Source organism: Paraburkholderia sp. (genome assembly GCF_028283785.1).
In the GTDB taxonomy this organism is placed as follows: domain Bacteria; phylum Pseudomonadota; class Gammaproteobacteria; order Burkholderiales; family Burkholderiaceae; genus Paraburkholderia.
The window spans coordinates 149,957-164,414 of sequence record NZ_JAPWKB010000017.1 but is presented as its reverse complement, the minus strand read 5'-3'; the positions used below and the strand labels follow the sequence as shown (position 1 = coordinate 164,414).

Sequence of the window (14,458 nt, the reverse complement as noted above, 5' to 3'; positions counted from 1 at the left end):
GAAGAATGGTCAGGGTTTCTCCCGAGCGCTGTCCAAAAACATATCGGTGTGGAATAGTCCTTGCGCGATGCATCATTTCGTTTTTCTTTCAGGGTTTCCCCGAGCAGCGCACACACTAAAGTGGTTAGAATATTCAACACTCGCGCATGGCCATGCAGAACAGTGAGCCGTGTTCCGCGTCGTGTATCGACTCATATCAACCACGCCGTTCATGACCCGTTCCGAGAGCGTCGCGATGTCTATTGAAGTGGCAACCCGTCTGCAGTACATCCGCAAAAAGCATGGTCTGTCGCAACGCGAACTCGCGAAGCGCGCCGGCGTCACGAATGGAACGATCTCGCTGATCGAGCAGAACCGCGTGAGTCCTTCTGTCGGCTCGCTAAAGAAACTGCTCGAATGCATTCCGATGAGCCTCGCGGAATTTTTCACGTTCGAAGTGGAAGTCGCGCGCTCGGTCGTGTCGCGCCGCGCCGATATGCCGAATCTCGGTAACGGGTCGATCGAGTTCTATCTTGCGGGTTCCAGCGTGAAAGATCGCAATATGGGCATCTTGCGCGAGGTGTATCAACCGCTGGCCGATACCGGTCCGGAGATGCTGGTGCATACCGGGCATGAAGGCGGCGTGATCGTCAGCGGACAGATCGAGCTGACGGTCGAGAGCAGCACGTGGCTGCTCGATCCCGGCGACAGCTATTACTTCGAAAGCCGTTTGCCGCATCGCTTTCGTAATCCCAGCGCGGACGCGGTCTGCGAGATCGTGTCGGCGAATTCGCCACCGAGCTTCTAGTCCGTCCACGTCAACGCGTTGCGACATCCTGGCGGCCGAACGCACGGTCGCGCTGCGCACGTCCAACGCATCACACTGAGGCATCCTGATGGAAAAGACCCTGGCATACTGGCAGGACCTGGCCGCGACGCTGAAGATCGAAGGGCGCGCGTTTATCGACGGTGAGTATCGTGACGCCGCAAGCGGACGCACGTTCGATTGCGTGAGCCCGATCGACGGCAGAGTGCTCGCCAGGGTCGCGGACAGCGGCGAGGCCGACGTCGATGCGGCGGTAAGCGCGGCGCGCCGCGCATTCGACGCACGCGTGTGGTCCGGTTTGAATCCGCGCCAGCGCAAGGCCATCCTGTTGCGTTGGGCAGCATCGTTGCGTGAGCATCAGGACGAACTGTCCTTGCTCGAAACTCTGGATGCAGGCAAGCCGATCGGCGATACGACGTCGGTGGACGTGCCGGGCGCCGCGTATTGCGTCGAATGGTTCGCGGAAGCAATCGACAAGATCGGCGGCGAAGTCGCGCCTTCGGATCATCATCTGGTCGGGCTTGTAACGCGCGAAGCGATCGGCGTCGTGGCGGCGGTCGTGCCATGGAATTTCCCGATCCTGATGGCGTCGTGGAAATTCGGTCCGGCGCTCGCGGCAGGCAATAGCGTCGTGCTGAAGCCGTCCGAGAAGTCGCCGTTGACGGCGATTCGCGTCGCACAACTCGCGCTGGAAGCCGGGATTCCCGCAGGCGTGTTCAACGTCGTGCCGGGCGCGGGCGAGCCCGGCAAACTGCTCGCACTGCATCACGACGTCGACTGTCTCGCGTTCACGGGTTCGACGAATGTCGGCAAGCAGATCATGCAATACGCGGGACAGTCCAACCTGAAACGCGTATGGCTCGAACTCGGCGGCAAGTCGCCGAACATCGTCTTGCCGGATTGTCCGGATCTCGACCGCGCGGCGAATGCGGCGGCGGGCGCGATCTTCTACAACATGGGCGAGATGTGTACGGCCGGTTCGCGTCTGCTGGTGCATCGCGACATCAAGGACGTGTTTCTCGACAAGCTGATCGCGGCGGCACGCAGTTACACGCCGGGTAATCCGCTCGATCCGGCCACGTCGATGGGCGCGATCGTCGATCAGGTGCAGATGGATCGTGTGCTCGGATATATCGAGGCAGGTCGCGCGGAAGCGAAGCTGCTGCTAGGCGGCGCGCGCGTGAACGAAAACGGCGGTGGTTTTTATATCGAGCCGACCATCTTCGATATCGACCGTCCGGATGCAAAAATCGCACGTGAAGAAATTTTCGGACCGGTGTTGTCCGTGATTACATTCGATACGGTAGACGAAGCAATTCGTATCGCCAACGACAGCGAATACGGCCTCGCCGCTGCGGTCTGGACGTCGAACCTGACCACGGCGCACGAAGTGGCGCGCAGTCTGCGGGCAGGCACTGTCTGGGTCAATTGCTACGACGAAGGCGGCGACATGAATTTCCCGTTCGGCGGGTATAAGCAATCGGGCAACGGCCGTGACAAGTCGTTGCACGCGTTGGAGAAGTACACCGAGCTGAAGTCCACGCTGGTGCGGCTGCGCTAAAGGATTCGCAAGCCAGCGCGGCGGCGTGCGGTTTTGGCGCCGTCGCGTTCCCAATGAATCCGGAGCCGGTTTCACGCGCATGACCGGACACTGCGCGCGTGCGGCCGGCATGTCTTGTCAGGTCATCCATGACTGAACTCATCTACGGCGACGGTGCGATCCGCCGTCCGTCCCTCTACGGCTCTTCGATCGAAAACACCTATGCGGGCGTGCTGTCGTTCATGCGACGCACGTATACGCGCGAACTGGATGGTGCGGACGTCGTCGTCTCCGGCGTGCCGCTCGATCTCGCCACGACATTCCGTTCGGGCGCACGCTTAGGTCCGGCGGCGGTACGCGCGGCGAGTGTGCAACTGTCGGAATTGAACCCTTATCCGTGGGGTTTCAACCCGTTCGACGACCTCGCCGTGATCGACTACGGCGATTGCTGGTTCGACGCGCACAATCCACTCACGATCAAACCGGCTATCGTCGAACACGCACGGAACATCCTGCGTTCGGATGCAAAAATGCTGACGATCGGCGGCGATCACTACATCACGTATCCGTTGCTGATCGCGCACGCCGAGAAATACGGCAAGCCGTTGTCGTTGATTCACTTCGATGCCCATTGCGACACGTGGGCGGACGACAGTCCCGACAGTTTGAATCATGGCTCGATGTTCTATAAGGCCGTCAAGGACGGGCTGATCGATCCCGCGCATTCGGTGCAAGTCGGCATCCGCACGTGGAACGACGACTTCATGGGCATGAATATTCTCGATGCCGCGTGGATTCACGAGCACGGCGTGCGGGCGGCGCTCGAACGGATCGCCGCGATCGTCGGCGAGCGGCCGGCTTATCTGACCTTCGATATCGATTGCCTCGATCCGGCATTCGCGCCGGGAACCGGTACGCCGGTTGCGGGCGGCCTGTCGTCGGCGCAGGCGCTGGCGATCGTGCGCGGACTCGGCGCGGTTGATCTGATCGGCGCAGATGTGGTCGAAGTCTCACCGGCTTACGATCAGAGCGAGATCACCGCAATCGCCGCCGCACATATCGCGTGCGATCTGCTGTGTCTGTGGCGTCAGCAGAAGGTGCAGCGCGGCCGGTAAGCCGCGCGGCGGCGTCAGGGTGCGGACTGTCGATTTGCGCCACCCTGACGCCGTCCTGCGCAAAGGCCGAGCGTGAAAACGGCAAGCACGGCGCTTGCCGTCGCCAGTTGCCAGATCAACATGTCGCTGCCCGCAGCCTTCATCGCGGCGCCCGCGCATAGCGGCCCGACAATCGAACTCGCGGTGAACGTCAACGACAGCAGCCGCATATTGCGCGCGAGCACGGCGGCTTCGCTGCGCGCGGCCGCCACCATGCCGAGTGTGATGAACGCGCTATTCATGCCGCCGAGCAACAGCGCGCATGCGTTCATGGATAACGATGCTTGCATGCTAAAACCGAATGCGAGCACCGACGACGCGCTCAGCGTCGCGCACACGAGGACGGCGATCGCCAGCCCCGCGCGATCCGCGAGCCAGCCGACCGGCCATTGCAGCGCCATCGAACCGATGCCGAACAGCGTGAGCACGGTGGCCGTTTGCGTGGCGTCGAGACCGCGCGCGGCGGCGTAAAGCGGGAAAAGCCCATACAGCGCGCCGTCACCGAGGCCGCCGACGGCAATCACCGCCATGCCCAACCCGACGATAGCGCCAAGCGACAATCCGCGCAGACTTGACGGTGACGGGCCGCGAACCGGTTTGGTCGGCATCGGCATTCGCTCATGGTCGCCCGATGCGGTCAGCCACAAAGGCACGGCGGCCGCGAGCGTGAAGGCCGCGCCGGTGGCGAGGATGAGGTGCGGATCGACGCCGAACCACGCGGCCAGTCCCGGCGCAATGACGCCGGATGTGGCGATCAGCGTTTCGTGAACGCCGACGACGCGACCGCTCGCGTTGTCCGGGACGAGGCGATACAGCCAGGTTTCGTTCGCGATCCACCGCAAGCCGATGCCGAAACCCATCAGCATGCCCGGCGCGATCCACAACGGCCACCACACTATGCCGACGCTTGCGTATGCAACCAGCGTCGCGGCGAGCCCCGCGCTCACGATCCGCTTCGCGCCGAAGCGTGCGGCAAGTTCCGGCGTGACCAGCAGACCGATCAACATGCCCGCCCATTGCGCAGCGGAAAACAGACCGGCGCGCGGCGCGTCGAGTCCTTGATGCGCGAGCCAGATCGGCAAGACCACGAAGCCCATGCCGAACTGGCCGATTTGCGCGAACGTCGATACGGCCGTGAGGGCGGCAATCGCAGGCCAGCGCACTGGCGCTTCGCGTTTCATGATGTTTCCGCCGATGGCATCGGCAATCCCTGATCGCGACATTCGACCGGACAGCCCGCTTTAAGGCACGGCTTGTCGTCGCACAGGCGGCACAGTTGCATGGCGTGTGCGGGGTCGCGCGTTTCGTGCCACAGGATCTTGATCAGCATGGTTTCGAATGCGCTGCGCTCGTCGGCGTCGAGATGCGACAGCACGCGTTCGAGCATCTGTTCGCGCGCGTTGTGCATGCGCCGGATTTCGCGGCGGCCGGCGGCGGTAAGCGCCACGGCGACCGCGCGTTTGTCGGCGCCGTCTTTCTTCTCGATCAGTCCCGCATCGACCAGCCCCGCGATTGCGCGCACCGCGGCCGGATGCGACAGATCGACGGCTTCGCGCAGTACCTCGATAGATGAATCAGGGTATTGCGCGACCGAGTTGAGCATCGCGCGCGCCGTCGCGCCGGACAGCGCGGAAACGGCGGGCTGCGCGTTCAGTTCGTCGGTGACCAGCAAGGCGAGCACGCCCAGCAGGTTTTCGGTACGTTGCGTCATCGCACCTCCTCGATATATGCAGTGTGCATATATGCAGAGTGCACATATCGGCAGGTAAATTCAAGTTTTCTTTTTTGACGAGAGCAGCCGCACGCGGTGCTTACAAGCCGTTTTCAACCGGATGGCGCGACGCACAAATTACGAGAAACGTCGCCCGGCGCACAGAATTTTCAGGTTCATCGTTGTGTAATTGTGCAATGCGGAAGGGGGCTATCCGCTTAGGAGCGGTATCGCACATATTTTGGTGGCGGTAAGTTTTTATAATGATCCTTACGATAAGCCTTCGATGGAGGCGTGTTGCCCAGTTTCGTGCAGTAGTCAGGTAATCCGGCTGTTTTCGTAGCGAGGCAACCGGATCCGCGCGTTCCAGTGATGTCGGCTGGAACATCGTTAGAGTGTGGCATTGCGCAACGACCCAGCGTGATGCCGCGATCAATCAGGGCCGTGACATGCTGCATTCGTTCTTCTTTGATACCGCGACGAGCCAGCCGGACATTCCCGCGTTGTGGGTCGACGAACAACTGTATTCGTATCGCGACGTCGCCGGGCAGGCGCAGCGAATCGCTGCGGGATTGCTGCACGTTGCGGGCGACGCCGAGCCGCGTCGCTGCCTGCTGTTCGCTTCGCGCAGCGGCGCGGCATACAGCAGCGTGCTGGGCATTCTTGCTGCGGGTATGGCCTATGTGCCGCTGAATCCGGGCGTGCCCGCCGCGCGCACCGCGTCTATCATCCGGCAGTCGGGTGCGAGCGTGATGCTGGTGGACCGCCGTTGCGCCGCCGCGTTGAACGAGGTGCTGGCGCTGCTCGACGACGTGCCGCAGATCTACCTGATCGACAATGACACGGCCGCGCAACCGGACGACGATGCGGTGCCGTCCTGTGTGAAGCGCTTGCCGATGGACCTTCCGTTCGATGCGCATGGCACCGGCCGCGACATTCACGCAGACGATACCGCGTACATCCTGTTCACATCGGGTTCGACGGGCGCACCTAAAGGCGTGCCGATTTCGCATGCGAATGCCAGCGCGTATATCGACGGTCAGTTGCGACTCGGCGACGGCTTTCCGGGCGCGCGTTTCGTGCAATTCTGCGAGCTGACCTTCGATCCGTCCGTGCACGATATGTTCGTGTGCTGGGGCAGCGGCGGCGCGTTGTACGTGCCGAAAACCGTCGAGCCGCTCTACAACGCGGCATTCATCAAACAGCACGACATTACGCACTGGAATAGCGTGCCGTCGGTGGTGGGTTTTCTGCACCAGTTCCGCAAGCTGACGGCGAACGAGTTTCCGACGCTGCGTTACTCGATGTTCGGCGGCGAGGCGTTGCCGCGCACGTTGCTGCGCGCATGGATGAACGCGGCGCCGAATAGCCGGATGCTGAACGTCTACGGTCCGACCGAAACGACTATTGCGTGCACGCGTTTTGAAATCAGCCGCGAGTTTCTCGACGACCCGACGCATACGGTTATTCCGCTGGGTCAACTGACGCCGGGCATCGAAGCGGTTATCGTCGATGAAGATCTCGAACCGGTGGAAGACGGGCAAACCGGCGAGTTGCTGATTGGCGGCCCGCAAGTCGCCAGTGGCTATCTGTCCGCCGATGAGCCCGGCAACGCACGCTTTATTTCACGCACGTATCCGGGGCGCTGGTCGCAGCGCTGGTATCGAAGCTCGGATGCAGTGCGCGAATCGAACGACTTCGGACTCGTATTTCAAGGGCGTCTCGATACGCAAGTGAAGATTCGCGGCAACCGTATCGAACTCGAAGAAGTCGAGCACGTGGTTCAGGAATGCAGTCATGCATCGATCACCGTGGTGATTCCGTGGCCTGTCGACGAAGCGGGTCGGCCAGCCGGACTGGTTGCATTCGTCACGAGTTCGACGCTGGATGCAAAAGATATTCAGCAGGCTTGCAAGCTGCGCTTGCCGTCGTATGCGGTGCCGCATCGGGTGATCTCGATCGACGCGTTTCCGCTCAACACGAATGGCAAGATCGATAGAAAAGCCCTTGCGCAGCGATGCGTTCAGGGCGATGCGGTAGCGCAAGCGTCGCGTTGAGACCTTAAAAAAGCAGCATAAAAAAGCAGTACACCACACGATGGATGATCGCGCGGCGCGGACCAGCGTAGCGATCTGGCGAGTAATCGACTGAATTGATTGGGGGTGGAATATGAAAGCTGAATTGCGCCGCATCCTTGCAGAAACGGCCTGCCTGGAAGTACCCGTCGACACGTTGACCGATCAGTCCGACCTCTATGCTGCGGGCTTGTCATCGCTCGGCACCGTGCGCGTGATGATGGCGCTCGAAGACGAATTCGGCATTCAGATTCCAGGTGAACTGATTACGCACAGCCTGTTTCAGAGTATCGATTTTCTGGCGGACACGATGTCGCAACTGGTTCATCACGAACCGGCTGCGCAACAGCAGTAAGCGGCGACGCGTGGCAATGCACACGACGACGCCAGACACGATCATGAAAAGTCCGACCATGAGGCCGGTTGTTTTTGCCGGCTGTTTCGGTTGGTTGCACCGTCCATCGCATCATCGTTCCGACGTCGGCGTGGTGCTGTGCAATCCCTTTGGCTACGACGCATTAGGCGTTCATGGCGGTTGGCGCGACCTCGCGGAATCGCTTGCAGCCGGCGGCATGCCCGCGTTGCGTTTCGACTATCCCGGCACCGGCGACTCGAGCGGTAACGAAGAAGATCCGGACCGGTTTCGCGCGTGGCTCGACAGCGTGAAAGCGGCCGCCGCTTATCTGCGTGCGCAGACGGGCGTGACACGCTTGACGTTATGCGGCGTGCGTCTCGGTGCGACTTTCGCCGCGCTGGCCGCGGAAGAAATCGAAGGCATCGACAGCATCGTCCTGCTCGCGCCCGTGTTGTCCGGGAAGAACTATGTGCGCGAACTGGAGATGCAACATCAGGCATGGCGCAGTTCGAGAAACGGCATCGAAGACGGCCCGCGCGAACATCACGAAGGGGCGATCGGCGCGTACGGTTTCCGGATGTATCCCGATACGATCGAACAGCTGAAAGCGGTCGATCTCGAACGGCGCGCAGAACGTCCCGCGCCACGCGTGCTGATCCACGATGTATGCGATAGCGCGCGGTTGCGACGTCTGGTCGACCGATATCGCGCGCAAGGCGCGCAGGTATCCGTCGAAATTTTCGGGGAGTACGGCAAGTTTCTTCAAGACCCGAGCATCAGCGCCGCGCCGCGAATGGCGTTTCGCAATGTGCTCGACTGGCTCGGCGTCGACGCTCACGCGGCGAACGCGAATCACGCCGACGCATCCGAGGGCGGAATGCGAAGCCATCAAAAGCCTGAAGTGCTGATGCCGTTGTCGTCTGCGCAAATCGAATTCGACGACGGTGTCGAGACGCCGGTGATCTTCGGCGGCACGCGTTATATGGGTGTGTTCTGCGCACCGCGCAAGATGCTGGACGACGCGCCCGCCGTGCTGATCGTGAATACCGGTGGCGTGCATCACGTGGGCGATGGACGGCTTGCCGTGCTGCTGTCGCGACGTCTCGCAAGCCAGGGCATTGCGTCGTTGCGAATGGATCTGACGGGTATCGGCGATAGCGGTCGTCGTGACGATGCGCAGAGTTTCGACGTGATCTACCAGCGTTATTCGGTGGGCGATGCCCGGACCGGTGTCGACTGGTTGTCCTCGCAAGGCTATCCGGAAGTGGTGATGTTCGGCGTTTGCGCGGGTGCTTATGTCGGCATTCATACGGCGCTCGCGCATCCGGCGGTTGCCGCGTGCATGTCGGTCAATCTGCCTTTTTTCACGTGGAAAGGACGGGAGCAGAAAGAGAATGCGCGCGTGATCGAAGGCAACCGCGTGTATCTGCGCTCGATGCGCGATCCGCGTAAGTGGCTCAGGCTGCTCGGCGATCGCACACGTGGGGCGAAGATTGCGGCTGCCGTATCGCGCCGCATGCTCGCGCGCGTCACCGCGCGTGCGGCGAGTCCCTTCGAACGATTGCTCGGTGTGCAGACATCGAGCGGCGCGATCAGGAAACTCGCGGCGCAACTCGAACGCAAGGGCGTGCAGACAGCATTGCTTTACGGAAGCGACGATGTTGGGCTCGACGAGCTCGAAATCCATTTCGGACAGAACGGGAGCGAGCTTAGCAAGCTCAGCAAGGTGACGGTCGAGGCGGTCGATTCACTCGACCACGCGCTGTTCTCGTATGCCGCGCGAGATACGGTGATGCGCTATTTCGAACGGTTTATGCGGGAACGGGTGCTGTCGGTGCGGGAGAGGGCACTGGTGGCGTGACGTGACGCGCTTTCACGTTGGCGGCGATATTGCGTGCCTGGCAGCGAGGGCGCTCTGATCGTCGCTCTACGGGCCGTATTCAGCGTTGAGTTTCGTCGAAAAAGTCGCGTGTGCCCGTTGTTGGCTTTATTCGCGGGCGCGCGTGTTGTGGTCTGGACGGCGCGCTTTCGTTGGGAAATAGCCGGGTATCGATGCCCAACGCGCTAGCAACGGGCCCATCCGGCTCTATGTCCTGACTCGCATTCCCAAAGATTGGACAGGCCGCAAGTAAAATAAATTTTGCAGCGATCGGCCCGGCTGCAGCGGCTTTTTGTGGGCATTGTTCGACGACTCCGCAGGAAAAATCGTCAACTTATTGCGCGTGTCCGACGATCTCTTTGCGATGCCCGCGCGCTATGCACGGCGATTGCTCCGAACCCCGGTAGATACAAGCGAGCGTCGCATTGCACGGCGATGCTGCCAAAGTGACCGCGCAATATTGCGTTCAAGTCGCGGGTCGGGCTTGACGTTGAGACCGTCGATCCGGCGCAAACCCTTATGGGACGGTGCTTCGCGAGTCTGATGCATGCGCTGGGCGCATGCGAGCATGCGACGCATGCTCGCATGAAACCGCCCGATAAAACGACGCTTGCCGGACCCGATCCGCTGCTTGCCGCCGACGCGCCCGCCGTGTCGATCATCACCGACGATACAAACGCGGAATGCATCGACAGGTGACTGTCAGAAGCGAAAAGCAAGGACGGCGTGGCGAAAAACATGCCAGGTCGGCCGATCGCCCATCCGGCTGACGATTCGAGGATTTGCGCAGAAGCCCCGGGATGCGGTAGGGTGACGGTCCCGGCGCCGCACACGTGACGCCGGTTCCATGAATATGAAACGGGACGTGCAATGAATAAACAGGAACTGATTGATGCAGTCGCGGCTGCGACGGGCGAAAGCAAGGCAGCCACCGCTGGGGCAATCGACGCGATCGTCGAGGCGATCACGAACGCCGTTTCCCAAGGAGACAGCGTGCAGTTGATCGGCTTCGGTTCGTTCTCGACTGGCGCACGCGCAGCGCGCGTGGGTCGCAATCCGTCGACGGGCGCTGAAATCCAGATCGCCGCTGCCAAGACCGTGAAGTTCGTCGCTGGTAAGGCGTTCAAGGAAGCAGTCAACGCATCCTGACGCGACCCGCGTGCCGGGTTCGGCCCGGTACGTGGTGCATCACAAGGGCGCCGGCCCGCCTCGTCCGATGGCGGCCGTGTGCCTTGTTTGCGTTCGTCGCCGTATCCGCCGCCACCGCTCCGTCAAAACGGGGTGATGGCGGTGCGATCGTCGCGCCTCCTACGCGACGCATTCCCCACTCGCATGCATGAACTGCCGTAGAGCCGTCTCGCATGCGTCAGACGCATGTGATGCGTGCAGCGCATACCGCTCGCGCCGCAATCCCGCCTTTACCCAATCGTATCGATACTGATGCCGAGTTCTGTCGCCATATGCCTGACGATGGACTGAAGGCGTGCCAGTTCGTCGGCGAGTCGTTGCTGTTCGGCTTTCAATGCGTCGAATTCGCTCGCGGGAACGGTGCCTTCGGCGCCGCTGCGTTCAGCAACGTAGACATCGCTGATTTCAACTTCACCGCATAGCAGATGCATCCATCGGCTTTCGCGGCCGCCGGGCGCGCGCGGCAGCTTGACGACGCGTGGCGGCTCGCTGGCGGCGAGTTCATCGAGGAACGCCTCGACCGACGAGATATCCGCGAAGCCGTGCAATCGCGCACTGTTCAAGCGGAGTTCAGCCGCCGTTTGCGGACCGCGCAGTAATAGCGTGGTGAGCAATGCGCCCGCCTGGCTCGGAAGTCCAAGTACCCGATTCATGTTGTGCTCGAAGCGGGGGACGCGGCTGCTGCTGCCTTCGTTCACGAGGCTCAAGCGTTTGAGGTCGTCGATTGCGGCGAGCACGTCGGCTTCTGACACGTTCATCACGGGTGAACGTGCGGTTTTCTGGTTGCAGCCGGCCGTCAGGGAATTGAGTGAAAGCGGGTAGGTGTCGGGCACCGTATGTTGCTTTTCGACCAGCACCGCAAGCACGCGGCCTTCGACAGCGGTAAGGGCGCGCATGGCGGGGCGCGGAGGCACGTCGGGAGTGGAGTTCATTAGCGGTCAGGAGCCTTGCAACGTAACGGCCCCTATCATAGCCGTCCGGGGCGAACGGCGGCGAACAGAAGCGTTTCGCCGCGCGTCTTACCTCCCGGCAACGAACAATGAAAACAGCTCGTTCCGGAAGTGAATGCCCAGGCGCTCGAACGCGCGCAAGCGATACGTTTTAACGGTGGACAGACCAATCCCGAGATCCGCTGCGATGCCGTCATAGCTCATCCCACGCAGCAATCTCTCGCATACCTCCACTTCGCGAGACGACAGCGCGGGACAGTACTGCACGAGCCACGAAGCAAACCGTTCATCCGCAGCGGAATCAGCAGTGAGTGCCGCGCCGGGCGTTAGATGCGTGGTCAGCTTCACGTGTCGCCTGACGGCCGCCATCACCGGCGCTGCCATGCACTGGAAAGCCCGATAATCAGCCGCTGAATAACAGCCTTGATGCAGATGCCGGTAAAGGTTCACGGCGAGCACGCCACCCGTACCGTCGAACGACAGCACGGACATCCGGTCAACCATGCCATGCGACTCGTAAATTTGCTCGCGATGCTCGCGCGGTCCGATTTCGCTGGCGCGTACGCGTGCGACGAGTGCGCGTCCAGCCGTCGACTGCGCGCTCGTGTCCAGGCATTCGAATGTCGCGTCACGCTGATAAAGTCCTGCACGGTAGATGCGAAAGCAGTCGCGCGTGGTATCGGGAATGCCGTGGCTGGCCGATAGATGGAGCTGCGGCGGTGCGTCGCTAAAGCGCTGATAGACGGACCACGAGCCCGCACCGATCGTCGCATCGAGCGATTCCAGCGCGGTTCGCGCAAAATCCGCGTCGGCAATCGAGTCGATGATTCGCGCAATGGTGTGCGACGCGGCGAGCGGCATCCCGCCCGTCCGGAACGTCTGATTCGATAGGTCGGTTACCTGCATGCTCGTCTCCGCTAGCGTGGCCGTGCGTGTCCACCTTTCGGACGACAACGCGTGCGCCTGACGACTTATACACTACGCATGATGCGCGATCCATCCGGAGCGGCACGCATGGGGCGCGCGTCGAACCCATTGCAATACAGGAGCAGGAATGACTGAAGTACCCACGCATCAGACAACCCAACAACCCGGCATCGAGTTCGAATATGTCGCCACCATCGACGTCCAGGTCGGCACGCTGTTCGAAACCGGCATGCATGCACTCGGCAATCGACGTCTGATTCCGATCACGGCCGGCACCGTTAGCGGGCCGCGTCTGAACGGGCGCATTCTCGACGGCGGCGCGGACAGCCAGATTGTCCGTGCCGACGGTCAGGTGGATCTGTCCGCGCGCTACATGATCGAGACCGTTGACGGTGCGCGCATCTACATCGAAAACGACGGCGTGCGACGTGCGATGACGGTCGAAGAAGGTGGTGCGCCCGGTGACGCGCAAGCTGCGATCGACGGTTCGTCGAGCGGCGCGGCGATGTACTTTCGCACGGTGCCGACGTTCGAAACCGCAAGTCCGGATTACCGTTGGCTCACCCAGAGCATTTTCGTTTGTAGCGGGACACGTGAGCCGACTCGCGTTTTACTGCACATATATCGCGTGAAATAAAACACGCATCAGGAGGAGACATATTATGAAAAAAATCCAGAACGCGCTGCTTCAGGCCTGCGCATGGTCGATCGTTGCAATGAGCAGTACAGCGGCAAATGCGGATGTGACGGTTGGCGTGACCTTGTCGACGACGGGGCCGTCGTCGTCGCTCGGCATTCCGCAGCGGAACAGCATGGCGCTGTGGCCGAAGGAGATCGCCGGTCAGCCCTTGCATGTTGTGTTGCTCGACGATGCATCCGACTCCACGCAGGCGAACCAGAACGCCCGCAAACTGATCACCAGCGATAACGCCGACATCCTGATCGGATCGAGTTCGGCGCCACCTTCGCTGGCCGTTGCGAATGTCGCCAATGAGCTACATGTACCGCAGATTTCGTTATCGCCGATCAATATGCCTGCCGGCACCGATCACTGGACGTTCCGGATTGCGCAGCCTGTATCGTTGATGGCGCAAGGCATTGCGGACGATATTAAAAAGCGGGGTTTCAAGCGGGTCGGCTTTCTCGGCTTTAGCGATTCGTACGGTGAAGACTGGCTAAAGAATATCCAGCAAGCGCTAGCGGGAAGCAATGCGCAGATCGTGGTGACGGAGCGTTACGCTCGCGCGGACACCAGCGTGACGGCTCAGGTGTTGCGCATCACGGCCGCGAATCCCGATGCCGTGCTGGTGGCGGGCGCGGGAACAGCGGCAGCGTTACCGCAGATTGCTTTCGCGCAACGCGGATATCACGGACAAATCTATCAAACGCATGGCGCGGCGTCGTACGACACGATTCGTGTCGCGGGCAAGGCGATGGAAGGCGTGATTCTGCCTGCCGGCCCGGCACTCGTACCCGAACAGCTTCCAGCGACTGCGCAGGTCAAGGCGCCCGGGCTGCAATACGTTCAGTGGTATGAAGGGCGTTATGGCAAGAACAGTCGCACGCAATTCGGTCCGAGTGCTTACGACGCCGTGCTGGTACTTCAGCGTATCGTGCCGGTTGCATTGAAAAAAGCGGCGCCTGGTACGCCGGCATTTCGCGAGGCACTGCGCGATGCGCTCGAGTCGCAGAAGGACATCGTTGCGAGCCACGGTGTATTCAACTTCACCGCAACCGATCACTTCGGAGTCGATAAACGCGCGCGGGCGATGCTGCAAGTCGTCAACGGCGAATGGAAGCTCGTCGATTATTGACGCATGACGTGATGCAGTAAGACGGCGGCCTTTAGCGTTTGGAGCAGACGTTAAAGGCCG

At 61.4% G+C, this 14,458-nt stretch carries 13 protein-coding genes; 9 read left to right on the top strand and 4 right to left on the bottom strand.

Annotated features, from left to right (window positions below):
* The first annotated feature begins 235 nt into the window (after nt 1–235).
* From PW947_RS19470 to speB, 3 genes are all read left to right on the top strand, one after another.
* The gene (locus tag PW947_RS19470; protein WP_299634079.1) at nt 236–787 is read left to right on the top strand and encodes a cupin domain-containing protein; all 552 of its coding nucleotides are present in this window, start codon (nt 236–238) and stop codon (nt 785–787) included.
* 88 nt (nt 788–875) lie between these two features.
* On the top strand, nt 876–2,366 hold the full coding sequence (locus tag PW947_RS19465) for an aldehyde dehydrogenase (RefSeq protein WP_299633990.1): 1,491 nt from the start codon (nt 876–878) through the stop codon (nt 2,364–2,366).
* A gap of 128 nt (nt 2,367–2,494) precedes the next feature.
* Nucleotides 2,495–3,460, top strand: coding sequence for an agmatinase (gene speB / locus PW947_RS19460; RefSeq protein ID WP_299633989.1), 966 nt, complete (start codon nt 2,495–2,497; stop codon nt 3,458–3,460).
* A 14-nt stretch (nt 3,461–3,474) separates the two neighbouring features.
* Here speB and PW947_RS19455 read toward each other — a convergent pair whose 3' ends face one another.
* Both PW947_RS19455 and PW947_RS19450 read right to left on the bottom strand, forming a co-directional pair.
* Complete coding sequence (locus PW947_RS19455; protein ID WP_299633988.1) at nt 3,475–4,680, bottom strand: MFS transporter; 1,206 nt, start codon at nt 4,678–4,680, stop codon at nt 3,475–3,477.
* Nucleotides 4,677–5,210, bottom strand: a complete 534-nt coding sequence (locus PW947_RS19450; protein ID WP_299633987.1) for a MarR family winged helix-turn-helix transcriptional regulator — start codon at nt 5,208–5,210, stop codon at nt 4,677–4,679. Before PW947_RS19450 ends, PW947_RS19455 begins: the two co-directional genes overlap by 4 nt.
* Nucleotides 5,211–5,659: 449 nt before the next feature.
* Here PW947_RS19450 and PW947_RS19445 point away from each other — a divergent pair, with 449 nt between their 5' ends.
* The 4 genes from PW947_RS19445 to PW947_RS19430 all read left to right on the top strand — a co-directional run bounded on the left by PW947_RS19445 (nt 5,660) and on the right by PW947_RS19430 (nt 10,668).
* Nucleotides 5,660–7,267: an amino acid adenylation domain-containing protein gene (locus tag PW947_RS19445; RefSeq protein WP_299633986.1), complete on the top strand. Its 1,608-nt coding sequence runs from the start codon at nt 5,660–5,662 to the stop codon at nt 7,265–7,267.
* A gap of 112 nt (nt 7,268–7,379) precedes the next feature.
* Entirely contained in the window at nt 7,380–7,640 is a 261-nt protein-coding gene (locus tag PW947_RS19440; protein WP_299633985.1) for an acyl carrier protein, read from the top strand.
* Nucleotides 7,641–7,683: 43 nt separating this feature from the next.
* Entirely contained in the window at nt 7,684–9,501 is a 1,818-nt protein-coding gene (locus PW947_RS19435) for an alpha/beta fold hydrolase (RefSeq protein WP_299633984.1), read from the top strand.
* An 888-nt stretch (nt 9,502–10,389) separates the two neighbouring features.
* Nucleotides 10,390–10,668, top strand: coding sequence for an HU family DNA-binding protein (locus PW947_RS19430; RefSeq protein WP_299633983.1), 279 nt, complete (start codon nt 10,390–10,392; stop codon nt 10,666–10,668).
* 269 nt (nt 10,669–10,937) lie between these two features.
* Here PW947_RS19430 and PW947_RS19425 read toward each other — a convergent pair whose 3' ends face one another.
* Together PW947_RS19425 and PW947_RS19420 are read right to left on the bottom strand one after the other, a co-directional pair.
* A complete protein-coding gene (locus PW947_RS19425) occupies nt 10,938–11,639 on the bottom strand; it encodes a YceH family protein (RefSeq protein ID WP_299633982.1) in 702 nt (233 codons plus the stop codon).
* Nucleotides 11,640–11,726: 87 nt separating this feature from the next.
* A complete protein-coding gene (locus PW947_RS19420; protein ID WP_299633981.1) occupies nt 11,727–12,563 on the bottom strand; it encodes a helix-turn-helix transcriptional regulator in 837 nt (278 codons plus the stop codon).
* A 148-nt stretch (nt 12,564–12,711) separates the two neighbouring features.
* Here PW947_RS19420 and PW947_RS19415 point away from each other — a divergent pair, with 148 nt between their 5' ends.
* Both PW947_RS19415 and PW947_RS19410 read left to right on the top strand, forming a co-directional pair.
* Nucleotides 12,712–13,221: a DUF3237 domain-containing protein gene (locus PW947_RS19415; protein WP_299633980.1), complete on the top strand. Its 510-nt coding sequence runs from the start codon at nt 12,712–12,714 to the stop codon at nt 13,219–13,221.
* 25 nt (nt 13,222–13,246) lie between these two features.
* Entirely contained in the window at nt 13,247–14,398 is a 1,152-nt protein-coding gene (locus tag PW947_RS19410) for an ABC transporter substrate-binding protein (RefSeq protein ID WP_299633979.1), read from the top strand.
* Nucleotides 14,399–14,458: the final 60 nt, after the last annotated feature.